We start from the raw sequence: 26,872 nt of genomic DNA, 5'->3' as shown, positions 1-26,872 counted from the left end.
CCTGGCTTAAAGCGTATCTGGCTTAAAGCGTATCTGGGTCAATATTGTTCTGACGGCAGGTCGCTGTCACGGTATTTTTGAGCAGGCATGCGATTGTCATGGGGCCAACGCCGCCAGGAACCGGCGTGATGGCACCAGCGCGAGCAGCTGCTGTTTCAAATTCCACGTCGCCCACAAGGCGGGTTTTGCCTTCACCGCGCTCAGGCGCATCGATGCGGTTGATGCCCACGTCGATGACAGTAGCGCCTTCCTTGATCCAGTCCCCTTTGACCATTTCCGGTCGGCCAACGGCAGCCACCACGATGTCTGCCTGCGCCACTTCCGCGGCCAGGTCCTTGGTGCGGCTGTGGGCGATGGTAACGGTGCAGTTTGCGTCCAGCAGCAGTTGCGCCATCGGCTTGCCGACGATGTTCGACCGGCCCACAACGATGGCTTTCTTGCCGCTCATGTCGCCCAGCGTGTCCTGCAGCATGAGAAGGCAGCCAAGCGGCGTGCAGGGCACCATGGCGTCGCCACCGGTCGCCAAGAGGCCGGAGTTGATCACATGGAAGCCGTCCACATCTTTTTCGGGGGCGATCGCGTTGATCACCGACGCTTCATCAATTTGCTTCGGCAGCGGCAGTTGAACCAGGATACCGTTCACCGCCGGGTCTTCGTTCAGCTCGTTTACCTTGGCCAGCAGCTCTTCCTGGCTTGTGGTGTCCGGCATTTCAAAGTGGAAGCTGTTCATGCCGGTCTCGCCGGTTTGCTTAACCTTGTTACGGACATAAACCTGGCTTGCGGGGTCCTCGCCCACAATAACAACGGCGAGGCCAGGCGTGATGCCGTGTTTTTCCTTGAGGCTGGCAACGTCCTTTGCAACGCCTTCGCGTACTTTGGCGGAAAAGGCTTTGCCGTCGATGATTTTGGCGGTGGTTTCGGTGGGCATGGGTGTCTCCGTGCGGTGGTCGCGAACGCCGGGGTCCTTAACCCAAAAGGCCCAGCTCGCGAAGCTTTGCGTCGAGCGCATCAAATAGTTCGACCGGCGCACCTTCAAAAAGGATCGTTTTATTCCGGTTCTGGTCACCCGCTATAAGGCGAATGGCGGATTTGGGCAACCTCAGTTTTTTGGAAAGAAGCTTGATGAGAGCCGCATTTGCCTTGCCGTTTTCCGGTATGGCGGTGACGGTTGCGCGCAGGCGCGGCATGCCGTCCGCGTCCTTATCAACCCGGTCGAGCTTGTCCGCGGAAGCCTTTGGGGTCAGGCGGATGTGCAGCCTGACGCCCTCGGGAACGCGGGTCAGCAGGCTATCCGACATTATAGAGGATGTTCACGATCAGCCTCTGGAGGAACAGGATCACCAGAAACAGAATGATGGGTGAGATATCCATGCCGCCCATGTTGGGAATGAAGCGGCGGATCGGCCTCAGTGCCGGTTCCGTGACCGCATAAAGGAAGCGCCCCAGGCCCTGCACAAACGGCTGGTAGGCATTGACCACACCAAAATGGATCAACCAGCCCAGGACGATGCTGATGATCAGCATCCATTTGAAGATGTCGAGCGCGACATAGGAGACTTGCAGCAATGCATCAATGACGACCATGTTCGATCCCTTTTTCCTGTTAACTGATCCTTATCAGGACAGGCTGTAAATTGTCACAGTTATTGCAAGACATGTAAGGTGAGTGGCCGCGAAATGCAATTAAGCGGCAAAAAATACCCTGGGGCTCCGAGTCGAATGGCTCAAAATGAGACGCTTGTGGGTAAGAATTGCCTATGGGGCAAAAATTGCCCCCTCTGGCAGAGGCAGAAAGCTGGTACGTTAGCGCATGGCGTTTTTTGGTGGCACAAGCTTTGGTGGACTTTTCGGTCCCGCACAACAGCAGACATTCCGTCCGCAGATTGTGGGGATTGATACGTCGCTTATTGCCTTGTCGGTGGATGCCAAAATTACTCAGCGGCAGCTCTCCCTGCTGACGCCGGAGCAGCGGTCGGCGTATAATTTCAGTGATCGTGGTGACGCGGTCATCCCGCCATGGCAACTGCCCGAAGAATCAAAGACGCTCAACCAACAGATTCGTGAAGTCCGCCAGCTGACAAAATTCATCGACCTGAAGGCCAATGACCTGGACGGCGTGGACGATGCAGACAAAAAGGCGACGTTCGCGCTTTACAAAGCGCTCAACAACCTGCGGGTTCTGGCGGAATATGCCTCCCAGAACAGCACGTCTGCCTCGTCGCTGTCGCGCCTTAATGACCAGTTTCAGCAGGGCCTTGCGGAAGTCCGGGACTTCCTGTCGACGGCGGATCTGCAGAAGCTGGATCTGTTTCTGGGTGACAAGCAATATAAAACCGAGGCGACAACCCGCCTGGGCAAGAACGGTACGGAATCGAACGGTACGTTGATCACCAACGACCCTAATGCCGCTATTACCGGCTTGGTGGGCAATGAGGTCTTCACTGTTTCCATCACCAAAAGTGGCGTGACCGACGATATCCAGATTGATCTGTCGGGTGTAACTGGCACGCTGTCGCTCAATAATATCAAGGACTATATCAACACCCAGATCGAGGCCCTTACGGCAATTGATGATCAGGGTGCAGAATATATCAAGCACGGCACACGTTTTGATGTGCGCCGCGACGGTGAGTCAGGCCGGTACAGCCTGCAGATAGACGGAACGATCACGGAAGAGGTCCAGTTGTCTGCGGCGGTGACCACGCCCACGCTTTATGTGGCATCGGCGGTATCGCAACTGGATGATGATTTTGCCGTTACCAGCAGGATCACGGAGATTAACGGTCTTGATGCTACCCTGACTGTGGATGACACCACGTCTTTCGCCGGCATCGACTATGAAGCCACGGCTGTGAAGGAACAGGTGGCCGAGCAAAAAGAGGATGACCTGGACCCTAAAATCGCTGGCCTGCGCGATAAGCTTCTTGCGGACGCCAAGGCCGATGTGACGGGCACCACCGGCTCGGATACAGTCGATGCAACAGACAACGAGCTTTCAATCACCAATGTCAACACCGACTATCAGGTCAATTCAGACACCAAGGCCAGCCGGGTTGCGGTTGACAGCGAAGGCGGCATTTATGTGGTTGGAACGTCTGAGGGCAGTTTCGGTCACCAGCTGAATACCGCGTCGGGCGAGGATGTGTTCCTTACCAAATTTGACACGGAGGGCAATGTTGTCTTCTCGCGCCTGTTGGGTGTGGCAGGTGACGCGGATGCATACGGCATCACGGTTGACAGTGAAGACAATGTGATCGTTGTCGGCAAGACCGACAGCGCCTTGTCCACCAGCGACGTGATCGACAGCACAGATGCCTTTGTTACCAAGATCAGCAAGCGCGGTGACGAAGTGTTCCGCTATCAGCTTGATACGTTTGGCGAATCTGCTGCATATAGCGTTGCGGTCGACAGCAACAACGATATTTTTGTTGGCGGCTATACCAAATCGGCCATCAGCTCCACGTCCGGTTTCTCGGGTGGTCAGGACGCGCTGGTCCTGAAACTTTCGGGTGCTGACGGCAGTCTGCAGGATTCTGCTGTGTTCGGCACAGCCGGCAATGATGTGGTCAAGGGCATTGCGGTTGACGGCAACGACAACCTGGTTGTTGCGACTGAGCAGAGCGGTAATGCGGTTGTGTACCGGCTTGATTCAACCAACCTGGCCGATACGTCCAACAGCCTTGATTTTGGCAGCCTTGGCACGGGTGGGTCTATTCAGAGCATCGCGATCGACAACCTTAATAACGATGTCTATATCGCGGGCGTTACTACAAATGCATCTCTGGATGCCGGCGGCACCGCGTCTGTTGTGGGTACGGCTGCGGGCGGTTTTGAAGGGTTTGTCAGCGCGCTAAGCATGAACGGCCAAACGAACCTGAAGGCTGAAAGCACCACCTATCTGTCTACCAGCGGCACAGACCGCATCAATGACGTGGTCGTCGTTGACCAGGTTGTTTATGTGGCGGGCTCCACTGCAGGCACGCTTTCGGGTGAGACATCGCGCGGCTCCGTGGATGCCTTTGTCGCTCGTGTTGACGGTAAGACCGGCGCGCTTCAGGATATGGAGCAGTATGGCGAGGGCCTGTCCAAGTCTGCTGTTGGCGGCTTGGCCTTTACCACAAAGGGCAATTCCGTCCTTGAAACGCTTGGCCTGCCAACGGGCACCATTGCCATTGACCAGACGCTTGATGTGCAGACGCAGACGTCGGCAAAGGTTGGTGACTATTTCTATATTTCGATCGATGGCGGCACGAAGAAAAAGATCACGCTGAGCGAAGGCGATACTTTCGATGATCTCAAGCGTAAATTGCGTATCGCCGGTTTTGGCAAAATTAGTGTGGATGTCTCTTCCACGGCAGAAGGCGACAAGCTGAAAATTTCAACCCTTGATGACGGCGTGTCGGTTGACTTGCTGCCTGGCAATGGGGACCGGGACCTACTGGAGCGTATCGGGCTTGAGCCAGGGAAGCTGCTGCCCAAGAATGAGGTTTTCGGCCTTGGCGAGGATGAAGAGAAAGACGGTACCGACCCGGATAACCTGGGGGGTGCGTTCGGTCTTGGACTCAAAGGTGAACTGCATATCAAGGATAAAGCCACGGCCAAATATGTGCTTGGGCTGTTTGATGGCGCCATAAGCTCGGTACAGCGTGCATTCCGCTCGCTGGAATATAACCCACTGAAAGCCTTGATACAGGAAGGAAAGTCTTCCACTCAGGGGCAAGTTCCCGCGCACCTGCAGGCTCAACTGGCGAATTTCCAGACCGGTCTTGCACGCCTGCAGTCAGGCGCTTCCTCGCCCTCGCTCAGCCTGTTCGTCTGAGCCCTTTTTCTGGTCATCTGATAGCTGGTTCAGCCTCATGCCGTCGTTCCGCGTGACTTTGCGGCCGCATGATCTTTGGCGTCGTTGATGTTTCAGGAGGCCATAAAAAAAGCCGCACGTTTGCGCGGCTGTGGATCAGAAAACCTCCCTCGGCGGGGTTGGCGGGAACAGGTGCACGATTGGGGGTCGAGTAAATAAATTTACCCATTCCCGCACCCCTGCTCGAGAGGTACTCTATACTATACAAACCCTGTGCCACTTTTTGTAATTCTCAAATTATCAATTTGAAACAATGGCTTATGGTTTTACAATGAAGTTCACAGTCATTTCGGGAGGTGCGTTTATCGCATATTGCATCAATAAATGCCGCAATATGCAATTATGTTGCAAATAGAGACATTTATTTAATTCATGCTCTACGATTGTCATTCAGGCGATATTCACACACTATGCCTTACACTTATAAGGCCGGAGCCTGATACGGCTGGCTGTGGTGGGATTTTTAAGGATAAAGACCATATGCGCTCATTGGCTGTTTATTTCATGCTGCTGTTCACGCTGCTCGGCTTCGCGGCTCAGCCCCTTCAGGCTGTGCAGGAAGAAGAACAAGAAGCTGAGGAGTTGCAGGAGTTTGGCAAGCCCAAGATAGAGATGAAGCCTTTCAACATGGCCCTGCTGGAGCGTGGCCGCGTGCGCGGGAAGGTGACTATCTATCTGGTGCTGGTTATTGAACAGAGTGGCGGGCACGAATTTGTCCGCACCCGGTTGCCGCAACTCCGGTCCGATTTCAACAGCGCGCTGACCGTGCTGGCCCGCCAGCGTTTCAGTGTCAGCCGCCCGATCAATCCTGATATCGTGAAAGCCTATCTGACCCCTTATGCCGACCGGCGCCTGGGTGCGGGCGTGGTCTCTATTTACGTCAAGCAGGCACTGATTGAACCAGACTGACCCGGGGATGCCAGATTTTTGGGCTGTGGTGAAAAAGTAACACCTCATCAAATCCCGTAAATAATGATGCTAATTACTTGACCCCTCTTGCAATCGTCCTATCCCATATAAGTGGGAAGGACTAATGAAGTTGTATTAAACATCACGGAGGGGAAACATGCGCCAGAACCGCTTGTTTAAATCAACCGCGCTAACGGCCGGTTGTCTTGCTTTCCTGGCCTCGGGCTCTGCAGTTATGGCCCAGGACGAAAGCGACGATGAATTTACCATCGAAGAAGTAGTTGTTACGGGTACCTACCTTAAAGGTAAATCACAGTTTAACAGCCCATCACCACTTGCTGTGATTGGCGCCGAAAACCTGAACCAGATCGGGGCCAGCAACGTGGCGGACCTGGTTCAGACGCTGACCATCAACAACGGTGCTCAGAACAACCCGGATGCCTTTACGCAGAACGGCACCACGGGTACATCTAACTTTAACCTGCGCGGCCTCGGTGTGGCTTCAACGCTGGTGCTCCTGAACGGTCGCCGTCAGGTGGTTGCCGGTACGGTGACAAACGACGGTATCGCCTTTGTCGACACCAGCTCGCTGGTGCCGCAGATCGCTGTTCGCCGGATTGAAATCGTGAAAGACGGCGCGGCCGCCATTTACGGTACCGACGCCGTGGCCGGCGTGGTGAACTTCATCACCGACGATGATTTCGAAGGCGTTGAGGCATCTGTCAAATATCAGACGCTCACGGATCAGGGCAGCCAGTCCGACAAGCTCTATCAGGCCAAATTCGGTTGGGGCAACGACACCACCCACTTCATGGGTGCGTTCAGCTACTATGACCGTTCGCAACTAACCACAGCGGAGCGTCGCCTGAGCCAGGTCTCGGACGATAGCTCGGTCCTGGGTAACCCAGGCGCTTATTATGTGCCGTCCATCATCGGCGTTGTTGGCGCGGTGGTTCCGGTGATTGACCCGACGGGCTGTGAAGAATTTGGCGGCCAGGCGAATGTTGCCGTGGACATCGGTGTTGCCCGCATCGGTACCTGTGGTTTCGACTTTGGTGATTATTTCAGCCTGGTACCGGAAGAAGAGCGCAAGCAGGCTTATGCTGTGATCACCCAGGAACTGGGGGACAGCCACCAATTGCGTATTGAAGGCGGCTGGGCAGAAACGGAAGCAATCCGCGGTAACTCGCCAACCTTCCCATACCTGCAACTTGGCCAGGCTGGCGTGCCAGCTTACCATCCTGCGAACCCGTTCGGTCAGGGTGTGACTTTCCTCGGCCGTGCCATCGGTAACGGCGGCGAGGTATCACCTAACCTCAGCACATCCGACACCTACCGGTTCAATGTTGAGCTGACAGGCGACATCAACGATGTCTGGAGCTACGACGTTGGCTTCACCATCGCTGACAACAGGTATGTCATCAATACAGAAGACGTACTGACTGCAAACTTCCAGCGCGCGCTGGCGGGCTTCGGTGGCGACGGCTGTGATCTTGCTGCCGGTGTACCGGGTGCGAACGGCTGTCTGTTCTATAACCCATTTGCATCCAGCTTCACGACGCTGCCAAACAGCCCTGAAGTGCTTGACTATATCATCGGCACCCAGGTGATCGACGGTTCTTCGAACACCAAAGTGTTTGATGCGGTAGTGTCTGGCACGCTTGGCTCCACGCCAGCGGGCGATATCGGTATCGCGGTGGGCATGCAGTACAGGAACGAGTTCTGGGGTCGTGATTATGACGATGTCTCGAACAGTGACGGTTTCGCGTTCCTGGTTGGTAACCCGGACTTCAGCGAAGGCCGTTCTGCTGTTGGCATCTTCGCGGAATCACTGATCCCGATCACAGACCAGCTGGACCTGTCTGTTGCTCTGCGTCATGAAAGCTATGGCGGCGACATCGGCAGCACCACTGATCCGAAGGTCTCGCTTCTCTATCGTCCAACCGACAGCTTGTCGTTGCGCGGTAGCTACTCCACCAGCTTCCGGGCACCAAGCGTGCTGCAGGTGGCCGGCGGTACGACATCGCTTGAGCAGGTCTCTGACCCCTCGAGCGGTGGTACAGCGTTCGCTGCGATTCGGGCGATTGCCCCAGAAGGCGGCCGGACGATCCGTCCGGAAACTGGCAAGGCCTGGAACTTTGGCCTGTCCTATGCTGGCGACAGCGGCCTTTCGGTTGATGTCGACTACTGGAACTACAGCTTTACCGACGTGATCATCAAAGAGAACTCGCAATCGGTAGTGAACGGCTTCAGCGATGACCCAGACCGGGTTATCCGTGCCCCTGGCACCAACGCGATCATCATGGTGATTGTTGACTTCCTGAATGCCTCCAGCGTGAAAACGCAAGGCTTCGACGTCAATGCTCGCTATGCTTTCGACACCGACTATGGCACCATCCAGCCATTCTTCGAGGCAACGCATGTCCTGAAGTATGACCTGGTGGATCCACAAGCCGGTGCTGTTGACGGTGCAGGCAACCGAAACTTCGCGAACTTCGGCAGCCCAACGCCAAGCTGGCGTTTCAACACTGGTGTGTCCTGGACCACAGAAGATCATGACCTGCGCTTCTATGTGCGTCATATCGGCGGTATGGACGACGACCAGAATGCCGGAAGCCGCGTCGGTGCGATGACCACGGTTGATGCTCAATATACCTTCAACATCGGCAGCCTGTTCGATGGTGGTGAAGGCTCCAGCATCCAGGTGGGTGTAATCAATGCCTTCGATAAGAAGCCACCATATGTTTCGACAAACGGGGGCTATGAATCGCGGACACACGATCCGCGTGGCCGAATGGTCTACGCGAAGCTGACCGCAGCATTCTAAAAAGTAAAACAGAGACACCGGGGCGAAATCTTTCGCCCCGGTTTCCGTTTAAGGCCAGAGTATTTATCGGAGTATTCGCCAAGCCAGAAAACGGTATGAAAAAAGTTGGCTCCGCCCAGTCATTTGACGGGTAGCAGCAACGGGTGTTTCAGGCGCCTGGTTGACGTTACGGAATTATGGTGTTCAAGAAGAAAATGGCGGATATCCGGGACTTTCTATTGTTGTTTTGACGTTACACAATTACCTGAAATCTTTAGAAAACTGATTTGAACCGCTTGACGTTAACGTAAATCAGGAGGCACAATTACCGGGAGATCAGATCTGGCTCAGGAAGGCGCCGACATTATCGGTTGGGTTTGCCAGGATGATTTGACTGTGGGAGGACAAAAGGGAGCAACTCGGCGGCATGGTCATCTGGCCACCGCTATCCGGCTATTTTCCCACCTGTAAGCGTAAGCATTGTGAAGATCTTGGCTTTTGCCATGAGGGCCCGGTTCCTATGTAGGGGAGCACTGTTGCCAGACAAGTGCCCCAGACAAACATCAGAGGAAAAAAGGGTTTTCATGTGTCTCAGCAAAAGTCGAAGGGAATGGGAAGGAAACCAATGAGCAAGAATTTAGGGCATAAAACCCGTGCATTTCTGATGACGACGGCTGCGGCCGCCGCTGTCGTGACCGGAGCCAGCCTCTCTGCCCAAGCGCAGGACAACGACTCCGAATTTTCACTTGAAGAGATTTTGGTAACGGCGCAGAAGCGGCCTCAGACGCTGCAGGAAACGCCGATTGCTGTATCCGTGACAGACGCTGCCACGATCGAGAAGTCCCATATGCTGGACATCTCGGACATGCAGTCTGTTGTGCCGTCACTCCGCGTATGGACGCTGCAGACGTCATCCAACACCAACTTCGCGATCCGGGGTTTTGGTAACGGTGCCAACAACGCCGGTATCGAGCCTTCTGTTGGTGTTTTCATCGACGGTGTTTACCGTTCCCGCTCTGCAGCCCAGATCGGCGACCTGCCGCGCCTGCAACGCGTAGAGGTCCTGCGTGGCCCACAAAGTACGCTTTTCGGCAAGAACGCATCCGCGGGTGTGATCAGCATTGTGACCGCTGCGCCGTCATTTGAAGCGGAAGGTGGCATCGAGGCCACTTACGGCAACTATGACGCTCGCCAGATCAAGGCTTACTACACCACGGGCCTGACCGACACATTCGCTGTCAGCATCTCTGGCGGTGTGAACAAGCGCGATGGTTATATTGAAACCAGCGACCCGAACATCGACGACATCAACGACCGCGACCGCTGGCACATTCGTGGCCAGGCGCTGTGGGAGCCGTCCGAGACTGTTTCTGTCCGCATGATTGCAGACTATAACGAACTGGACGAGCTTTGCTGCGGCGTGACCAACGTCCTCAACGGCCCGACAGCTGGCATTATCCAGCTTCTGGGCGGTGAAGTGCTCGACGACAGCGACCCGTTCGCATATCAGTCGCCGATCAACGAGGTTCCGGTGAACGAAATCAAGGACGGCGGCATCTCGCTCGAAGCTAATATTGATTTCGAAGGCTTTACGCTGACGTCTATCTCGGCGTACCGCAGCAACAAAAGCTTCAACGACACCGAGCCTGACTATACGGGCGGTGAGCTGCTGGACAGCGCCTATAATGACGCTGATATTGACACCTATACCCAGGAAATTCGGCTCTCTTCCACGGGCGTGAACACGCTGGACTGGATGGTCGGTGGGTATTTCTTCAAAGAAGACATCACCCAGATCCAGGGCCTGAAATACGGTGCGGATACCCGCAGCTATATCGACTTCCTGACAGGTGCGCCGGGTACGCTGGCAACGCTTGAGCTTCTCTCAGGCATGCCGTCCGGTTCTTTCTTCGCGGCCGATACAGCGACGCGGGAAACCTTCACCCAGGACAACACGGCCTTCTCGCTTTTCGCATCGCTTGATCTGCATATCACAGACCGGCTGACGCTGACCGGCGGCATCAACTATACGAAGGACAAGAAAACCGTTACCGGCAGCACCGTTAATGGCGACGCTTTCTCAAGCATCGACCTGTTCACTGTGAACGGCGGCTTTATCCCGACGGCCCTGTTTGGTCAGGCCTTTGCCGATAATACCGGTCTTGCACCCACGCCTGAGAACATCGCTTTCATTGAAAGCGTTGCACCGGGCACGTCAGCTGCGATCCAGTCCGGCGTAACGGCGGCACTTCAGGGCCTGCAGGCGCTGCAGTTCCAGCCGCAGTTCCTGGCGTTCCCGAACTCGGTTCAGGATGCCAAGACTAACGATGACAAGGTGACCTGGCAGGCGCGTGCGTCCTATGAGGTTAACGACAACATCAACGTCTACCTGAGCGCCGGCACGGGCTTCAAGTCCACCAGCTGGAACCTGTCGCGGGATGCTCGTCCGTTTGCGGCTAACCAGGCAGCACTTGAAGCGGCTGGCCTGACGCTGCCAAACCAAAGCTACGGTACGCTTTATGCCGGTCCGGAAAACTCGACCGTCTATGAGATCGGTATCAAGGCACGCTATTCGAAAGGGGCGATCAACATCGCGCTCTTCGACCAGACCATCAAGGGCTTCCAGTCCAACATCTTCCAGGGCACCGGCTTCGTTCTGGCAAACGCCGGTAAGCAGTCCACTAAAGGTCTTGAGATTGATGCGACCTGGGTACCAACGGAGAACCTTGAGTTCCGCTTCGCCGGTACGTTCCTTGATCCTGTCTATGACAGCTTCCCAGGTGCCGCTGGCCCGAACAGCACGGTGATTGACCTGTCCGGTGAAAAGCCAGCAGGTATTCACGAAACAAGCCTCTCAGCCGCAGCAACCTACTTCTTCGAACTGGGTGACAGCATGACTGGCTTCGTTCGCGGTGACTGGCAGTATGAAAGCGAAACCCAGGTTGTGGACAACGTCGATGGCGTGTTCCGTAAAGTCAGCCTGTTTAACGCCAGCGCTGGTCTTGAGTGGGAAAACGGCCTGAGCCTCACTGTTTGGGGCCGGAACCTGTTTAACGACGAGTTCTACCTGAGTGCCTTCCCAGGCGTGATCCAGCCGGGCACAGTGAATGCCTATGCCAACCCACCGCGGATGTACGGCGCAACACTTGGCTACAAGTTCTAAAACACCAATCATATGATTGTGCAAAGGGCGGCCTTCGGTCGCCCTTTTCTTTTGCCGATGCCTTTGTCTCTGGCTCTTTGTGACATTTTCATTACATTTTTGTGACAGCCTGCTATAAGCGCCCAAGGGAAAGGTTTGGGGCTCTGGAAAACCTTTGCCAACAGAATGAAGGGAAAGGGAACGTCCATGGTTAATAACCACCCGGTGAACAAAGACCTGAAAAAGGTCCAGGCCTTCCGCGAAGGCGTGGCAAAAGAAAACCGCTCCATCGAGAACCTTGGGGTTGCCCTTGTGTTCCTTGTTCTCGTGTTGATCTACACGGCGATGACCCAAAGCGAAGGTTCTACCGGTATTTTCGTGATCGCTGCAGCTGTCATTGGCGGCTATATGGCGATGAACATCGGTGCCAACGATGTGGCGAACAATATCGGCCCGGCTGTGGGCTCCAAGGCGCTGACAATGGTTGGCGCCCTTGTGATTGCAGCGGTATTTGAAGCTGCAGGCGCGCTCCTTGCCGGTGGGGACGTGGTGTCCACCATTCGCAAAGGGATCATTGACCCAAGCGCGATGGCTGACCAGATGACGTTCATCTGGGCCATGATGTCTGCGCTTCTGGCTGCCGCCTTGTGGCTGAACCTGGCCACCTGGCTTGGTGCGCCTGTCTCCACCACACACTCGATCGTCGGTGGTGTCGTGGGCGCGGGTATTGCGGCTGCCGGTGCCGCCAGCGTGGAATGGGGCCAGATGGGCGCTATCGCGGCAAGCTGGGTAATTTCCCCGCTTCTTGGTGGGCTTATTGCAGCTCTGTTCCTGTTCTTCATCAAAAGGAACATCCTTTATAAGGAAGACAAGATCGCAGCTGCGGAAACCTGGGTGCCGGTTCTCGTGGGCATCATGGCCGGGGCTTTCTCCATGTATCTGGTGATGAAGGGCCTCAAGAAAATCTGGAAGGCAGACACGGCGATGCTGTGGATGATCGGTTTTGGTTCTGCGGCGCTTGTCTGGGCCATTACCAAGCCGCTGGTGAAAAGGGCTGCGGCCGGCCTTGAAAACCGCCGGAAATCAGTTGCCAAGCTCTTTACCATTCCGCTTATTTGCTCAGCCGCGCTTCTGTCTTTTGCGCATGGGGCCAATGATGTGGCAAACGCAGTTGGCCCGCTGGCAGCCATCGTCAGCGCAGCGCATCAGGTTGACATGGGCTCAGGCAAGGTCAGCCTGCCGTTCTGGGTTATGGCTATCGGTGCCATCGGGATTTCGATTGGCCTGTTGCTTTATGGCCCGAAACTGATCCGCAAGGTGGGTGAGACAATCACCAAGCTGAACCAGATGCGGGCCTTCTGTGTGGCGCTGTCTGCCGCTATCACCGTGATCGCAGCCAGCTGGCTTGGCCTGCCTGTGTCTTCAACCCATATCGCTGTGGGCGGTGTGTTCGGCGTGGGCTTCCTGCGGGAATATCTCAACAGCCGCGAAAGCAAGAAGCGGCGCCTGACCCGCTCTGAGGAAGTGAAGATTGCGCATCGCCGCCTGGTACGTCGGCGTGAGCTTCTGACCATTGCGGCAGCCTGGGTGATTACGGTGCCGGCCTCTGGTCTTTTGTCTGCCGCACTCTTCTACGCCATGATAAACGCCTTCTAGGGGCGGGCTATAACGACATGAAAGGGCGGCCTTGGCCGCCTTTTTTATTCGGGAGGTACCTTTTCCGGCAGGCGGGACACCAGGAAAGCGATCACGGCGCAGGCGCCCATCACGGACGCAAGCGCCAGGGGGGTCTTGTCCGGGACCATACCGACAACGGCGGACGAGACAAAGGCGGACGAAAAGGTCAGCGCGCCCGAAAGGGCCGATGCAGCCCCAGCCCGCGTATCTTCCGTTGCCAGCGCACCAGCCATGCTGTTGGGCATAACCATGCCCAGGGACGCCAGGAACAAAAAGAGTGGCATCAGGAAGATATAGAGCGGCGCATCAAGCGCGCCTGCGACCAAGAGCGCAAGCCCTGCCACCAGCAGAATGGTAAAGCCAACCTTCAGGATGGCTGAAAAAGGATGCCGCTTCAGCAGATACCGGTTCAACTGCGTCAGCGCGATCAGGCCAAAGGCGTTGGAGCCGAAGGCCACTGCAAAGAAATCTGCTGACATGCCGTAATAGCCTTGGATCACCAGGGTGGCCCCGGCGATATAGGCGAACATGCCGGCATTGGCGATGCCGCCCGCGAGCGCATACTTCAGGAAAGACCGGTTCTTTAGGATATCGGCATAGGTATGGAAGGCGCGGCTGAACCGGACGCCTGAATTGCCTGCATGGGTTTCGGGCAAAAGAAGGGCTGTCGCGATCAGGGCCAAAAAGCCGAAGGCGCTGATCAGGTTAAAAATCCAGGGCCAGCCCAGTGTGCTGGCCACAACTGCCCCCGCCAGGGGCGCCAGGATCGGGGCGACACCCATGATGGCCATCAGAAGCGAAAAGAAGCGCGCCCCTTCGCGGGGTTCGAAAACATCCCGGACGATGGCGCGCGCGATCACGGCGCCCGAACACACACCCAGCGCCTGCAGGAAGCGGTAGACGATCAGCGCATCGATGGTGGGGGCTGTGGCGCACAGAAGCGACGCCAACACAGCGATCATGAGGCCAACAAGCAGAGGTATCTTGCGGCCGAACTTGTCCGCCGCCGGGCCATAGCATAGCTGGCCAACCGCAAGCCCGATGAAGAAGGATGTCAGCGAGAGCTGCACGCCCGCAGGCGGGGCTTTCAGGTCCTCGGCAATGGTGGGGAAGGCAGGCAGGTACATATCAACCGCAAGCGGCGTCATCGCCGTGACGCTGCCCAGGATCAGCGCCAGGCCGACTGTATTTTTGCTGCTCAGTATCATCGGGCACTCATGGTATGAAACAGGGACCGGCCACACCGAAGGCATGACCGACGGTAAAGGCCTAGCATGCTTCTGGATATATCCTCAAGCGCGCATGCGGCAACACCATGTCGCGATCAGCGCAACATCACCGGGCAGGGGCGAAGAAGGTACGCAGAATATCGTCCTGCAGCGGCCCCCAGTTTTTCCAGTCGTGCCGATGATGAACTTCGCGGTAGATCAAATCGTAACCCTTGTCGTCAAGCACCTTGCGTAGTCGGCGTGCTGAGGTGTTGCTTGTTTCCTTTCTGCCCACGCTGAAGAAAATTTTGATGGGCTGCACAGGGGCGGCTTCATATCTTTCCTTCAAATCCGAGAAGGGATAATAGGCAGGGGATTGCATGGCGATGCCTGAAAATTTATCTGATGCCATCAGACCGAAACAGCCAGCGTTCAGGCCACCCAGAGACAGGCCAGCGATCACTCTATCTTCGCGTCTGGTACTAACGGGGAATTGGCGCTCCACGGCCGGGATCAATTCATCCTTGAAGAAATTCACATAGTCCGGGTTGCAGACAAATTCATGAGCGCGGCGGTTATTTTGTTGGTAGGTCGGGTCACGTGGGTCGATGAAAACAGCAATGATGGGTTTGATCCGCCCTGCTTTGATTTCTTTATCGATCAGGCCGTGCAGTTTGCCGTATTCCAGATACAGCTGTCCATCTGCCAGATATAAGGTTGGCAGTTTGTCTGTGGTCTTAACGCCTGTGGGATAATAAACCCAATATTGCAGGTGGTACCCCAGGTGCTTACTGGCGATACGGATATTGGCGGAAAGTTGCCCAGCCATGGCGGCGGTGCTGGTGCAAACCAGACAAAGGATGAAAAGCAGGAAACGCATGAAACCCCCTCACAGTGTTAAGGTAAGGCACACACTACCTGGAGGAAGGTATGTGAAATATTATAACATGTCAACAATGTGCGATGATCGACCATACCCGTGCAGGTTTTGATCAATGGAATCGGCCAAGGGGATTTCGTCCGGTGTTTTATAATGTCTGGTTGATCTGTTTAGGGCACTTTTGGGCCCTATGGGTGTGCCCTTTTGTGCCACAGGGGCACTATGGTGCCCCTATGTGTGCCCGTTTCTGGATTGGGAGTAGCGCTTAGTGCGCTTCTTGCCAGTTCTTGCCGATGCCGCTGTCGACCACCAGCGGCACCGAAAGCTCCAGCACCGGCTGGCAGGCGTTTGCCATGATGTCCTCAATCACCGGAATCGCGGCTTCGTCGCGGCCTTCGGGGGCTTCAAACACCAGTTCATCGTGCACCTGCAAGAGCATCTTCACGTCCGTGAGGCCATTTTCTTCAAGCGCCCCAGGCATGCGCACCATCGCCCGGCGCAGAATGTCCGCGGCAGTGCCCTGGATCGGCGCGTTGATTGCCGCCCGTTCACCAAAGCCGCGCTTCATCGGGTTCTTGTCCGCAAGCGCCGTGATGTGGCATTTGCGGCCGAACAGGGTTTCCACATAGCCGTGTTCGCGGGCGAAATCGATGGTCGTGTCCATATAGTGGCGGATGCCCGGGAAACGCTCGAAATAAGCGTCGATATAGCCCTGGGCGTCCGTGCGGCTGATGCCCAGCTGGCGGGCCAGCCCGAAAGCGGAAATGCCGTAGATGATGCCGAAATTGATTGCCTTGGCCTGCCGGCGGACCATCGGGTCCATGCCTTCAATCGGCACGCCGAACACCTCACTTGCAGTCATGGCATGAATGTCCGTGCCGTCGGCGAATGCTTTCTTGAGCGCGTCGATATCCGCCATGTGCGCCAGCACGCGAAGCTCGATCTGGCTATAGTCAGCAGCGATCAGGATATTGCCGTCCTCTGGCACAAACGCCCGGCGGATCTTGCGGCCTTCTTCGGTGCGGATCGGGATATTCTGAAGGTTCGGGTCATTTGACGACAGGCGTCCGGTGGTGGTTGCCGCCAGATGATAGCTGGTGTGCACGCGGCCCGTGCGCGGGTTCACTTCATTTTGAAGCGCGTCTGTATAGGTGCTCTTCAGTTTGGAAAACTGACGATATTCCATGACCTTGGCAGGTAGTTCGTGGCCTTCAGCCGCAAGCTTTTCCAGCACATCCACGTTCGTCTGCCAGGCGCCGGTTTTCTTCGATTTTTTTCCGCCTTCAAGCCCCATGTCGTCAAACAGCACTTCGCCCAACTGCTTGGGCGAGTTCACGTTAAAGGGGCGGCCCGCAAGGTCCTGGATTTCGCGGTCGAGCCGTTCGATGCCCACGGCAAATTCGTTCGACAGCTTGTTGAGGACGCTGCCGTCCACCTTGATGCCCTCGCGTTCCATGGCCGAAAGCACAGCCGCCATCGGGCGCTCAAGGGTCTCGTAAACGGTAGTGACTTTTTCCTTTGCCAGGCGCGGCTTCAGCACGTGCCAGAGACGAAGCGTGATGTCCGCGTCCTCAGCTGCATAGTCGGTCGCCTTATCAAGCGGCACCTTGTCGAAGGTGATCTGGTTCTTGCCCGTGCCAGCCACTTCCTTGAAGCTGATGGGGGTCATGTCCAGGTGGATGCTCGCCAGCTCGTCCATGCCGTGGCCGTGAACGCCCGCGTCCAGCGCGTAGGACATCAGCATGGTGTCGTCGATGGGGTGAAGGGTGATGCCTTCGCGCGCCAGGATCGACATATCATACTTGAGGTTCTGGCCAATCTTCAGGACCGACGGGTCTTCCATGAGTGGCTTCAGTACATCAACCGCATCCGCTTTCGCGATCTGCTTCGGCACTTCCGCCAGCAGGTCGTCGCTGTTGGTGCCGTGTCCTACCGGGATATAACAGGCCTTGCCGGGCTCGCATGACAGGGATATGCCCACCAGGTCCGCCTTGGCCGGGTTAAGGCCTGTGGTTTCGGTGTCAACCGCCACATAGCCAACGTCATAGGCTTTTTTGATCCAGGCCTTCAGTGTGTCCATGTCCGTCACACACTCGTAAGCCGCCTTTTCAACCGTCACGGCTTCTGTGACCATATCCTCAGGGATGTCGCCGTCCCAGGCGCTGATGACCTTTGCCTTCAGGGACCGGAAATCCTGTGCGTCGAGGAACTCAACAAGTGTTGCGGGGTCAGGGTCCTTGACCTCGAAGCTATCGAGTCCAACTTCGATCGGCACGTCGCGCTCCAGCGTCACCAGCTGGCGGCTGACGCGGGCTTGGTCCGCGAATTCGATCAGGTTTTCGCGGCGCTTGTTCTGCTTGATCTCGCCCGCGCGTTCAAGGAGCGTGTCCAGGTCGCCAAATTCTTCAATCAGCTGGGCGGCGGTCTTGACACCAATGCCGGGCACGCCCGGTACATTGTCCGCGCTGTCACCCGCAAGTGATTGAACATCAACAACTTTATCCGGCCCGACGCCGAATTTTTCCGGTACGTCTTCGGCGCGTGTCCGCTTGTTCTTCATGGTGTCGAACATGTCGGTCTCAGCGTCCAGAAGCTGCATCAGGTCCTTGTCAGAACTGACGATGGTGACCTTCCAGCCTTTTTCGCGCGCCTGCTTGGTGTAGGTGGCGATCAGGTCATCGGCCTCATAGCCCAGCATCTCGATCGAGGGCAGGCCGAAGGCTTCAGTGGCTTCCCGGATGATCGGGAATTGGGGCACAAGGTCTTCGGGTGCCGGCGGCCGGTGCGCTTTATAGTCCGGGTAGATATCATTCCGGAATGTCCGCCCTGACGCGTCGAAGATCACTGCCAGGTGGCTTGGTCGCTCCGCGTCTGAAAGGTCGCGCAAAAGCTTCATGATCATGTTGGAGAAGCCATACACGGCGCCCACGGGCGTACCGTCAGCGCGTGTCAGCGGGCGCTTTGAATAGGCCATCGCATGATAGGCGCGGAAGATATAGCCCGAACCGTCGATCAGATAGAGGTGTTTCTGTTGATCTGTGTGTTCGGGCATATGGCTTTCCGGAATAAATTTGTTTGGCGGTCAGATAAGAAAAAAGGCAGTCAGATCACTTAGATTTGTCTGACGGACCGCCTTGCAGAATATAAAGTCGATCACAATATGGGCATTCTACTTTGCCTTCGTCGTCCATCGTCAGATATACACGTGGGTGGCCGAGGGCGCCTTCGTCGCCGTCGCAGGCGACTTTTTTGGTGGAGACCAGTTTTGTTTCGGGTGCGTCTGCCGTCATGATGCGTCTCTTTTGGCTTGGGTCTGGTTGAATTTGCCCCAACTCAAATTGGGATTTAGCCTTATATAGCGGGGGTGAGCCCCGCGAACAAGCGGCAGCGTGGTACAATGTCCGAAAAGACGGTAATATTGTCGGACGCAAAAATAAGCAGGATCGATTTGTGACAAAAAACGCGATTGAAATCAGGGGACTGAAAAAGGTTTACGGTGGCAAGAAAGGCGGCGGCAAGCTGGCCCTGAAGGGGATCGATCTCGATATCCCGCAGGGGTCCATGTTTGGCCTTCTGGGGCCGAACGGTGCCGGCAAGTCCACCACCATCAATATTCTCGCGGGCCTTGTTAACAAAACCGAAGGCAGCGCCAAAATCTGGGGCTTCGACATTGACGACAACCCACGGAACGCGCGCGCCAATATCGGTATCGTGCCGCAGGAACTGACATTTGATGCCTTCTTCACCCCGCGCGAGATGCTGGAGGTGCAGGCTGGCATGTATGGCGTGCCCAAGGAAGAGCGCCGCACCGAAGAACTCTTGAAGGCGGTGCATCTGTTTGACAAGGCCGACGCTTATTCGCGCACGCTGTCTGGTGGCATGAAACGGCGGCTCCTGATCGCCAAGGCCATGGTGCATAACCCGCCAATCCTGGTGCTGGATGAGCCGACGGCCGGTGTGGATATCGAACTTCGGCAAATGCTGTGGGAATATGTGCGCGAGCTCCATAAGCGCGGCACTACCATTGTGCTGACCACCCATTATCTGGAAGAAGCTGAAGAGCTTTGCGACACCATCGCCATCATCAACCATGGTGATGTGGTTTGCTGTGAGCCAACGGACCAGCTTCTGAAGCGCATCGACGAAAAGGAGATTGTCATCTCTGTGTCCGAGAAGCTCTCGGGCGTGCCGGATGTGCTCAAACCCTTCAACAGCGACGTGCGCGGCGACCACAAGCTGGCGGTGCAGATCAGCCAGGCAACAGCCAATGTCGGCCAAGTTCTGGCCGCGGTACAGGAAGCCGGGCTGACAATTACCGATATTTCCACCAACGAGACAGACCTTGAGGACATCTTTCTGCAGCTCACCAGCAGCAAGGCGAAGGACGCAGCGGAATGAGACGCATCTATGATGTAGTGATTGTAGGCTCTGGCGCGGCGGGTCTGACGGCGGCGCTGAAGCTTGCCCCCCATATGCGCGTTGCTGTTCTCTCGAAAGGCGAGATGTCAGGCGGGTCCACGCGCTGGGCGCAGGGCGGCATCGCGGCCGTGCTTGAAGCCACTGACAGTATCCAGAGCCATATTGACGACACGCTTGTGGCGGGCGCGGGCCTTTGTGACGAAGAAGCCGTTCGGTTTGTGGTCGAACGGGGTCGGGATGCGATTGAGAGCCTGATCAACCTGGGTGTCGAGTTTGACAGGGCGAATTCGGTTCACGAAGACGGCTATGACTATCATCTGACACGCGAAGGCGGCCACAGCCACCGGCGGATCATCCATGCAGCGGACGCCACTGGCAAGGCGGTGCAGAAGACGTTGAACCAGCGCGTGCTGGATGAGCCCAATATCGATGTGTATGAGCATCATATCGCTATCGACGTGATCACCAACCGGCACCTGAAGAACCCAGGTAGCTATGATGATCAGGCGCACGGCGTTTATGTGCTGAACTTGGAAAAAGGCCGCGTTGAGACTTTCTCTGCGCGCGCGACCATCATCGCATCCGGGGGCGCCAGCCGGGTCTATCTCTATAGCTCGAACCCTGATGCTTCCACCGGTGACGGTATCGCCATGGCGTGGCGCGCGGGGTGCCGGGTTACGAACATGGAGTTTAACCAGTTCCACCCGACCTGCCTTTATCACCCTGATGCCAAGACCTTCCTGATCACGGAAGCCATGCGCGGTGAAGGAGCGGTCCTGAGGCTGAAGGACGGTACGCGCTTCATGCCCGGCTATGACAAGCGCGAGGAACTTGCGCCGCGTGACATTGTCGCCCGCGCGATCGACAGTGAGATGAAACGTACGGGTGAGGAATGCGTGTGGCTTGATATCACCCACAAGGATGCGGATTTCGTCATTTCGCATTTCCCGACCATCTACCGCCACTGTTTGGGGCTTGGCATCGACATCACCAAGGACTGGATTCCGGTGGTGCCGGCGGCCCACTATACCTGTGGCGGTATCCATGTGGATATGCACGCGCGCACTGGGCTCGACCGGCTCTATGCCGCCGGGGAATGCTCCCACACCGGGCTGCACGGCGCCAACCGCATGGCCTCCAACAGTCTTCTTGAATGTCTGGTGCTCGGCAATGCGGCGGCTGATGATATTCTGGACAAGATTGATGATCTGCCGTCTGCGGCTATCGCCCGCGATTGGGACGAAAGCCAGGTATCGGACAGTGACGAGATGGTTGTCGTGACCCACAACTGGAAGGAGCTTCGCCGCTTCATGTGGGACTATGTGGGCATCGTGCGCACCGACAAGCGTTTGGCGCGCGCCAAACGGCGGGTGGATCTCTTGGCTGCGGAAATCCAGGAATATTACGGTAACTTCCGGGTTACGGCAGATCTTCTGGAGCTCAGGAACCTTGTGACGGTGGCCGACCTGATCGTGCGGTCCGCCCAGATGCGCAAGGAATCCCGTGGGCTGCACTTTACGGCTGACTACCCGAAGCTTGCCGACGAGCCGCGTGACACCACATTGATCCCGTTCGGGCATGCGGTCTCGGACCGGGTTGCGTAGATGAAAACCAATTGCTCCCCTATAGGGACGAAAGTGATACCCCTTGGCGGGTTTTACCGAACTGCTGAACTTATTTCCTAAGTTTTGCTGAGGAATTGCTTTCGCCTCCCTGTCCTAAAGATTAGGGGGGCTGGCGTTCGGTTTGGCCTCCCATCATGTCAGGGGAGGCATTTATTCTTAGATTTCGTGTATTTTTTTCCGCGCTTTGCGTGTTGTTTCTTGGGCTGTCCATGCCCGCGATAGCTGCCGATGAAACGCATGTACCGACTCCGTTCCGGGGGGATGATCCTGCCTCGATCTTGAGCATCCGGTATGATGACCTGAGCCAGGTCTTAGAGGCGGTGGTACTGGAGGCAGGGCGTTCGGACCGGTCACGGGGCTCGCGGGCGCAGCCGGCGGCGGCATCGCATATCATCCGGGCTTCAAACAGCCACTATTCGCTTGAAGGCAACCGCGTGATGTTCTCCGCCTTTGAGGAAGACCGAAACCTGGCCGTTCTGATTGCCATCAGAAAAAGTCTTGAAGCCGTGCCGGACACTTTGCCGCTCAAGATGCTGTCCCGGGACGAACAACTGGCCTATTGGCTTAACCTTTATAATGTGACGGTGATCGAACAGATTGCCACCATCTATCCCGAAACGCGTTTGAAGCGCCACTACAGTGGCAGCCGTTCGATATGGGACCAGAAGATATTGAAGGTTGCCGGTGTGCCGTTATCGCTCAACGACATCCACCACAAGATTCTGGTGCCCAAATACCGGAACCCGCTCGTTATGTACGGCCTGTTCCAGGGCTTTGCCGGGGGGCCCAACATTCGCCCCGAGGCCTTTGAGGGCCCGCGTGTTATGGCGCAGCTCACGGACAATGCCGAAGAGTTCGTCAATTCGAACCGGGGCATGCATCGGCGTGACCGCCTGATGAAGGTCTCGCACCTCTATGAGGTCAACCGGGATCTGTTTCCTAACTGGGATGCGGATCTGCGGCGGCACCTACGGCGCTATGCGGATGACGTTTACCAGGAACGAGTCAAATCGGCGTCGCGGTTTGCACCGAGCATCACCAACTATGGCATTGCGGATATCTATAACGGTTACAAGGGGCGCGGAACCTCTGTCAGCACCAACCCTGCAGCGCTTTTAGGCGCCATTCGCTCAGCGGGAGATGATGGGACGTCGGCCGAAGGCCACTTTGGCCCGACGTCATACGTCGCAAATGATGGAGCCGTGTTTGCAGCCGGGGTCACACCATACCTGCAGGGACAGAGCCAGTATGGCGGCAGGTTCCCTATTCATGTTGTCGAATATCTGAAGACGATAGAGGAACGTCGGCGTTCAGGTAAGGAAGGCGAGGTCAGCGTTGAGGAAATTGGCTCTTCTTCGCCGGAGTGATCCTTGCCTGACCTCCTGCCGTGCCGCGATCTGTACGGTATGAAAAAAGGCCCCACCCGGAACACCGGGCGGGGCCTTAATCATTTGTGCCCGTAGGCTACCGCTTTATTGCAGCGCCCACTCAAGTGGCAGAACGATTTTCATGTCGGTCTGGCCTTCCGGCAGCGCTGGAAGCGGGTTCAGCTTGGCAACCAGTTTCGGGATTTCACGGTCCAGAAGGTCCTGGCCGGTGGCTTCAAGAATTTCATGGGCTGTGATGGTGCCATCTGCCGCGACGATCAGGCGGACTTTGGCTTTGCCTTCGATTTCGCGCATCAGTGCGGCACGAGGGTAGCTCTGGTTCTGGGAGACGGCACGCAGCAGGGCGACTTTCCAGCTTTGCATGGTGTCGGCGGCTGTCACCTGAGAGCTGACGGCGACCAGGACTGTTGCCGCCACAACGGCAGATTTAAGGGCGTTGGTAACAAACATTTGGGTATACTCACTACTGTGCCGCTGAATTTTTCAAAGCGGCCTTTGGGGGAGGGATCGCAAAAATGGCTCCCGGAACCGGAAGCCATTTTCTACTCGAAACGAATAGTATTTTTACTCGGAACGAAAAATCTTAGTTCAGTGTCCAGTTCAGAGGCAGAACGAAGGACAGTTCCTGCTCGCCGCCAGGCAGCGCAGGCAGCGGATTCAGTTTTTCAACCAGTTTCGGGATTTCACTGTCCAGAATGCTCTGGCCGGTTTCTTCCAGAATTTCGTGGCTGGTGATCGTGCCGTCCGCAGAAACAACGAGGCGAACCTTTGCCTTGCCTTCGATTTCCCGCGCAATGGCGGAACGTGGGTAACGCTGATTTTTTGCGACCGCTTTGATCACCGCGATCTTCCAGCTTTTCATGTCGTCAGCGGCCGATGCAGGCGCAGACGCGAAAGTGAAACTCAGAACCAGGGTCGCAACCAAGAAAGTGCTAAAATTCTTCAACATGTTTCCATCCATTATTCTAGAATGTTCCATGCGGCCTCACGAGCAAGACTGAAAACCGCGATATTTAACCGTGTGTTATAGTGATAGCCCGTTAACCAGTGGTAATAAAAAAGATAAAATTTTATCCAATGGGGAAAATTGGGTGCAAGGCACTGAATTGATTGAATAAAAAATTGGTCTCACGCCTGTATTATGCGCCCGGAATAGGGTGATTCCCCGCGTAAAACTTTAAATTAATGACAGTCGTTAAAATGATTCAGCTGTTTCGAGTGAGCGGTTGTTGGCGGGATGGCGCAAAGATTCGGCGGAGGTTGGCGGGCAAGCGCATTTAGGCTTGCAACGGCTAGGGGGGGAGTGTAGTGTCCGCGCCGATATAAGCCTGTCCGCGCACCCGTAGCTCAGCTGGATAGAGCGCTGCCCTCCGAAGGCAGAGGCCAGAGGTTCGAATCCTCTCGGGTGCGCCATTTTTCCCAATAATCATTAATTGTCAGAATTGGTTAGTGGAGTGAGTGCTGTTCACACTCGATGCCGGGTCTAAGGGTTTTCATGCTTTCTTATAGCGTCTAAGCTGGCTACCAAAGGCACACAGGTCACGCAGGGAATATTCATGACAGAAGCAAGGTGGGGAAGTGGCGTCATAATCGTTCCAGGCCTAATATGCCTGTTGCCGGGCCTACTGTTCTTTCAGGCAGCCCCTCCCGGGCTGCCATCGCTGTTGTTGTTTTTCAATCTTTGGGTCCTAGCCTGCTATGATCTGGTCAGCTTTCGCCTGCCAAACCTTCTGACACTGACCCTTTTCATAACCGGCGCCATGTATGTGGCGACCAGCCCAGGTCTTTTTGTCTGGGACCATTTCATCGGTGCGGTTGTCGGGTTGGTGTTTTTTCCGGCGGTCAATGCTGTCTACAAATTAGTGCGCGGCCGGGATGGCATAGGCATTGGGGACGCCAAGCTGTTGGCGGGCATCGGAATGTGGCTGGGCTGGGCCTTGTTGCCGCCTGTCCTGCTGGTGGCCTCTATCGCTGGGCTTCTGTATGGCGGCGGCCTTGCGTTTGCCACCAAGCAGCCCATTGCGACATCAAAAATACCCTTCGGGCCCTTCCTCTGCCTTGGGGCCTGGGTGGCATGGCTGTATTTACCCTAATATGAGCAGCGTTCCAGAGCGCAACAGATGGTTCGCATGTGTTTAACCTGCGGATGCTCCTTTTCGTCAAGCGCGAAGCCGTGAAGGCGGCCTGCCCATAGGGCCCTTGCCAATCCTGTAACATCTGCCTAAGCTTTTTTTGGTTATGTTAAATATACACGAAGACGAGGGGGGAACATTCGTCTTCTGTCGCAGGGGGAGACAAGACGATGACCGACTCCGTTTCAGCCGAGTCTGTAAAACCGGAATTTCGCATTGGCGAGGTCCTTTCGCAAACATTCGGTACCTATTTTGGCAACTTCTTCAAGTTCCTGGTCGTAAGCTTCATTGGCTATGTGGTTATCATTGGCGGTGTGGGACTGATCACGGGAAGCGGCCTCATGATCAGCCAATCAGCGGCCGCTAATCCACTTGTTGCACCCGGTCAGTTTTTTCTGAACTTTCTTCTCATGATGGTTGCGGCAGCGGTTATCCAGGCCAGCATCACTTTTGGTGCGGTCGAGCATCAGGCCGGTCGGGCTGCTTCCGTAGTGGGTATGATGAAGGCTGGCGTCCGGTCTGCAATTCCGGTTGTCCTTGCTACCGTGGTCATGTCTGTGTTTGTGTTTATCGGGTCCATCTTCCTGCTCGTTCCCGGTATCATTATCTGGCTGATGCTGTCGGTGACCGTGCCGGCCATCGTGTCTGAGAAACTTGGCATGGCTGATGGCCTGAAGCGCAGTCAGGATCTGACGACCGGCTTCAAGTGGCAGGTTTTTGGCGCGTTTATTGTGGTCATGATTGCCATTTGGCTGTTCCAGATTTTTCTGGGCATGCTCCTGGTTGGGTTAGGTACGACGGCCTCTGCTGGGGGCAGTGGCGGTTCGGCGCTGGCGGTGGTTATAATGATTATTTCTATCGCCATGGGCAGCCTGGTCTACGGCTTGATGGGGTCGGCTGTTGCGGCTGTTTACACCAATTTGCGGGCAGCCAAGGAAGGCACGTCGGTTGACGAAATCGCCAGCGTGTTTGCCTAAGCCGGAGCAATAGCATGAGCACAGGTTTTCTTGATCAGATTCGAGATCCGGACGCGCCGCCGCCGGTGCAGCGCAAGATCAGGCGGGAAACCACCTTCAAGCCCTATGCTTCGGCAGAGGGCGAAGGCGGCCCGCTTCGGATCGGCACAGTTTTCGCGGAAGCCTGGGCACTCTACGGGTCTGTATTTCCCGTGCTGATTGGACTTGCACTCATCATTTACCTGCCGGCCTCCTATGTCTATTTCCTGGACAGCTTCAAGGGCCCGGGGCTTTCGATGCCGGCCATTGTCCAGATTGTGGCCAGCGGTGGCGGCGGGCTTCAGTGGGCTCTACTTGAAGCAGCCTATCTGGTCTTTGCGTCGGTATGGTGCCTCGACGCCATGCGCCAGACGGACCAAACTACCGGACAAAAACTGATGCAGGGGCTGCAGTATTTGCTGCCTGGGCTTGGGGTACTGCTGATTTACAAGATTGCACTGGCGCTTGGTTTGGTTTTCTTTGTTGTTCCAGGCTTGATGATCGCGACTTTCGCAGCCGTCCTTATCCCCGCCCTGGTATCGGGTGACCGGCGGCGGGGAGGGCGTCTGTGGTCATGGCAGATGGTGTCGGGCTATGGCTGGCCCGTGTTCGGCATTCTGGCGGTTTTGCTTGTCCTGCGGATACTAATGTTCTTCGGCTCAGCGCTTCTGGTGAAGATGATGTGGACACCCTTTCTCGCACAGGCACGGGACCTTGTGCTAGTTGTCTTGCTTGCGTCACTTGAGGCCGCTGTGCTCTGCAGTCTCTATGTGTCGCTATACCGGAAAAAATTCGGCTCAGGCGGCAAGGATATCGAAGACGTCTTCAGTTGA

At 56.1% G+C, this 26,872-nt stretch carries 20 protein-coding genes and 1 tRNA gene; 12 read left to right on the top strand and 9 right to left on the bottom strand.

Going from position 1 to position 26,872, the window contains the following annotated elements; all coding sequences use genetic code 11:
• Positions 1-22 precede the first annotated feature (22 nt).
• The 3 genes from folD to KORM41_RS16785 are packed head-to-tail and all read right to left on the bottom strand — an operon-like array spanning position 23 to position 1,584.
• Positions 23-928, bottom strand: coding sequence for a bifunctional methylenetetrahydrofolate dehydrogenase/methenyltetrahydrofolate cyclohydrolase FolD (gene folD, locus KORM41_RS16795; RefSeq protein WP_068150900.1), 906 nt, complete (start codon positions 926-928; stop codon positions 23-25).
• 37 nt (positions 929-965) lie between these two features.
• Positions 966-1,298 carry a DUF167 domain-containing protein gene (locus tag KORM41_RS16790; RefSeq protein ID WP_068150898.1) on the bottom strand — a complete coding sequence of 111 codons (333 nt, stop codon included), beginning with the start codon at positions 1,296-1,298 and terminating at the stop codon, positions 966-968.
• Complete coding sequence (locus KORM41_RS16785) at positions 1,288-1,584, bottom strand: YggT family protein (protein ID WP_197421230.1); 297 nt, start codon at positions 1,582-1,584, stop codon at positions 1,288-1,290. Before KORM41_RS16785 ends, KORM41_RS16790 begins: the two co-directional genes overlap by 11 nt.
• Before the next feature lie 226 nt (positions 1,585-1,810).
• On the opposite strand from KORM41_RS16785, the gene KORM41_RS16780 reads away from it, so the two are divergent.
• The 5 genes from KORM41_RS16780 (at position 1,811) to KORM41_RS16760 (ending at position 13,371) form a co-directional block, all read left to right on the top strand.
• On the top strand, positions 1,811-4,819 hold the full coding sequence (locus KORM41_RS16780) for an SBBP repeat-containing protein (RefSeq protein WP_068150895.1): 3,009 nt from the start codon (positions 1,811-1,813) through the stop codon (positions 4,817-4,819).
• Positions 4,820-5,338: 519 nt separating this feature from the next.
• Positions 5,339-5,767, top strand: coding sequence for a hypothetical protein (locus KORM41_RS16775; RefSeq protein ID WP_068150893.1), 429 nt, complete (start codon positions 5,339-5,341; stop codon positions 5,765-5,767).
• A gap of 157 nt (positions 5,768-5,924) precedes the next feature.
• Entirely contained in the window at positions 5,925-8,594 is a 2,670-nt protein-coding gene (locus KORM41_RS16770) for a TonB-dependent receptor domain-containing protein (RefSeq protein WP_068150888.1), read from the top strand.
• A gap of 604 nt (positions 8,595-9,198) precedes the next feature.
• Positions 9,199-11,736, top strand: coding sequence for a TonB-dependent receptor (locus KORM41_RS16765; protein WP_068150884.1), 2,538 nt, complete (start codon positions 9,199-9,201; stop codon positions 11,734-11,736).
• A gap of 186 nt (positions 11,737-11,922) precedes the next feature.
• Positions 11,923-13,371 carry an inorganic phosphate transporter gene (locus tag KORM41_RS16760; RefSeq protein WP_082720019.1) on the top strand — a complete coding sequence of 483 codons (1,449 nt, stop codon included), beginning with the start codon at positions 11,923-11,925 and terminating at the stop codon, positions 13,369-13,371.
• Between the two features lie 44 nt (positions 13,372-13,415).
• Here KORM41_RS16760 and KORM41_RS16755 read toward each other — a convergent pair whose 3' ends face one another.
• The 4 genes from KORM41_RS16755 to KORM41_RS16740 all read right to left on the bottom strand — a co-directional run bounded on the left by KORM41_RS16755 (position 13,416) and on the right by KORM41_RS16740 (position 18,770).
• Positions 13,416-14,600 carry a multidrug effflux MFS transporter gene (locus KORM41_RS16755; protein ID WP_068150878.1) on the bottom strand — a complete coding sequence of 395 codons (1,185 nt, stop codon included), beginning with the start codon at positions 14,598-14,600 and terminating at the stop codon, positions 13,416-13,418.
• 127 nt (positions 14,601-14,727) lie between these two features.
• Positions 14,728-15,480 carry an alpha/beta hydrolase gene (locus KORM41_RS16750; RefSeq protein ID WP_068150875.1) on the bottom strand — a complete coding sequence of 251 codons (753 nt, stop codon included), beginning with the start codon at positions 15,478-15,480 and terminating at the stop codon, positions 14,728-14,730.
• Between the two features lie 265 nt (positions 15,481-15,745).
• Complete coding sequence (polA, locus tag KORM41_RS16745) at positions 15,746-18,532, bottom strand: DNA polymerase I (protein WP_068150872.1); 2,787 nt, start codon at positions 18,530-18,532, stop codon at positions 15,746-15,748.
• 55 nt (positions 18,533-18,587) lie between these two features.
• Complete coding sequence (locus KORM41_RS16740; RefSeq protein WP_068150869.1) at positions 18,588-18,770, bottom strand: zinc-finger domain-containing protein; 183 nt, start codon at positions 18,768-18,770, stop codon at positions 18,588-18,590.
• Positions 18,771-18,930: 160 nt separating this feature from the next.
• Between KORM41_RS16740 and KORM41_RS16735 the strand changes: the two genes are divergently transcribed.
• From KORM41_RS16735 to KORM41_RS16725, 3 genes are all read left to right on the top strand, one after another.
• Positions 18,931-19,878 carry an ABC transporter ATP-binding protein gene (locus tag KORM41_RS16735; protein WP_068150867.1) on the top strand — a complete coding sequence of 316 codons (948 nt, stop codon included), beginning with the start codon at positions 18,931-18,933 and terminating at the stop codon, positions 19,876-19,878.
• Complete coding sequence (gene nadB, locus KORM41_RS16730) at positions 19,875-21,503, top strand: L-aspartate oxidase (protein WP_068150863.1); 1,629 nt, start codon at positions 19,875-19,877, stop codon at positions 21,501-21,503. The genes KORM41_RS16735 and nadB overlap by 4 nt, the downstream gene beginning before the upstream one ends.
• Positions 21,504-21,733: 230 nt before the next feature.
• On the top strand, positions 21,734-22,891 hold the full coding sequence (locus KORM41_RS16725) for a DUF547 domain-containing protein (protein WP_197421228.1): 1,158 nt from the start codon (positions 21,734-21,736) through the stop codon (positions 22,889-22,891).
• A 105-nt stretch (positions 22,892-22,996) separates the two neighbouring features.
• Here KORM41_RS16725 and KORM41_RS16720 read toward each other — a convergent pair whose 3' ends face one another.
• Both KORM41_RS16720 and KORM41_RS16715 read right to left on the bottom strand, forming a co-directional pair.
• Positions 22,997-23,362: an energy transducer TonB gene (locus KORM41_RS16720; RefSeq protein WP_068150858.1), complete on the bottom strand. Its 366-nt coding sequence runs from the start codon at positions 23,360-23,362 to the stop codon at positions 22,997-22,999.
• Between the two features lie 133 nt (positions 23,363-23,495).
• A complete protein-coding gene (locus KORM41_RS16715) occupies positions 23,496-23,861 on the bottom strand; it encodes an energy transducer TonB (protein WP_082720027.1) in 366 nt (121 codons plus the stop codon).
• A 387-nt stretch (positions 23,862-24,248) separates the two neighbouring features.
• Here KORM41_RS16715 and KORM41_RS16710 point away from each other — a divergent pair.
• From KORM41_RS16710 to KORM41_RS16695, 4 genes are all read left to right on the top strand, one after another.
• A tRNA-Arg gene (locus KORM41_RS16710) sits at positions 24,249-24,325 on the top strand.
• Between the two features lie 143 nt (positions 24,326-24,468).
• Positions 24,469-25,005 carry a prepilin peptidase gene (locus KORM41_RS16705; RefSeq protein WP_068150852.1) on the top strand — a complete coding sequence of 179 codons (537 nt, stop codon included), beginning with the start codon at positions 24,469-24,471 and terminating at the stop codon, positions 25,003-25,005.
• A gap of 209 nt (positions 25,006-25,214) precedes the next feature.
• Positions 25,215-26,021, top strand: a complete 807-nt coding sequence (locus KORM41_RS16700; protein WP_068150847.1) for a hypothetical protein — start codon at positions 25,215-25,217, stop codon at positions 26,019-26,021.
• Positions 26,022-26,035: 14 nt separating this feature from the next.
• Positions 26,036-26,872 (top strand): hypothetical protein, encoded by an 837-nt coding sequence (locus KORM41_RS16695; protein ID WP_068150845.1) that lies wholly within the window; start codon positions 26,036-26,038, stop codon positions 26,870-26,872.

The sequence above is a fragment of the Kordiimonas lipolytica genome, from assembly GCF_001550065.1.
The sequence above is the reverse complement of the archived record's forward strand: the minus strand, read 5'-3'. Positions and strand labels throughout refer to the sequence as shown.

Bases quoted from the DNA above. Each gene is read 5' to 3' on its own strand.
- polA (WP_068150872.1), bottom strand. From the start codon at position 18,532: ATGCCCGAACACACAGATCAACAGAAACACCTCTATCTGATCGACGGT.
- KORM41_RS16695 (WP_068150845.1), top strand. From the start codon at position 26,036: ATGAGCACAGGTTTTCTTGATCAGATTCGAGATCCGGACGCGCCGCCG.
- KORM41_RS16790 (WP_068150898.1), bottom strand. From the start codon at position 1,298: ATGTCGGATAGCCTGCTGACCCGCGTTCCCGAGGGCGTCAGGCTGCAC.
- KORM41_RS16740 (WP_068150869.1), bottom strand. From the start codon at position 18,770: ATGACGGCAGACGCACCCGAAACAAAACTGGTCTCCACCAAAAAAGTC.
- folD (WP_068150900.1), bottom strand. From the start codon at position 928: ATGCCCACCGAAACCACCGCCAAAATCATCGACGGCAAAGCCTTTTCC.
- KORM41_RS16780 (WP_068150895.1), top strand. From the start codon at position 1,811: ATGGCGTTTTTTGGTGGCACAAGCTTTGGTGGACTTTTCGGTCCCGCA.
- KORM41_RS16765 (WP_068150884.1), top strand. From the start codon at position 9,199: ATGAGCAAGAATTTAGGGCATAAAACCCGTGCATTTCTGATGACGACG.
- KORM41_RS16770 (WP_068150888.1), top strand. From the start codon at position 5,925: ATGCGCCAGAACCGCTTGTTTAAATCAACCGCGCTAACGGCCGGTTGT.
- KORM41_RS16760 (WP_082720019.1), top strand. From the start codon at position 11,923: ATGGTTAATAACCACCCGGTGAACAAAGACCTGAAAAAGGTCCAGGCC.
- KORM41_RS16705 (WP_068150852.1), top strand. From the start codon at position 24,469: ATGACAGAAGCAAGGTGGGGAAGTGGCGTCATAATCGTTCCAGGCCTA.
- KORM41_RS16720 (WP_068150858.1), bottom strand. From the start codon at position 23,362: ATGTTTGTTACCAACGCCCTTAAATCTGCCGTTGTGGCGGCAACAGTC.
- KORM41_RS16725 (WP_197421228.1), top strand. From the start codon at position 21,734: ATGCCCGCGATAGCTGCCGATGAAACGCATGTACCGACTCCGTTCCGG.
- KORM41_RS16700 (WP_068150847.1), top strand. From the start codon at position 25,215: ATGACCGACTCCGTTTCAGCCGAGTCTGTAAAACCGGAATTTCGCATT.
- KORM41_RS16750 (WP_068150875.1), bottom strand. From the start codon at position 15,480: ATGCGTTTCCTGCTTTTCATCCTTTGTCTGGTTTGCACCAGCACCGCC.
- KORM41_RS16775 (WP_068150893.1), top strand. From the start codon at position 5,339: ATGCGCTCATTGGCTGTTTATTTCATGCTGCTGTTCACGCTGCTCGGC.
- KORM41_RS16715 (WP_082720027.1), bottom strand. From the start codon at position 23,861: ATGTTGAAGAATTTTAGCACTTTCTTGGTTGCGACCCTGGTTCTGAGT.
- KORM41_RS16785 (WP_197421230.1), bottom strand. From the start codon at position 1,584: ATGGTCGTCATTGATGCATTGCTGCAAGTCTCCTATGTCGCGCTCGAC.
- nadB (WP_068150863.1), top strand. From the start codon at position 19,875: ATGAGACGCATCTATGATGTAGTGATTGTAGGCTCTGGCGCGGCGGGT.
- KORM41_RS16755 (WP_068150878.1), bottom strand. From the start codon at position 14,600: ATGATACTGAGCAGCAAAAATACAGTCGGCCTGGCGCTGATCCTGGGC.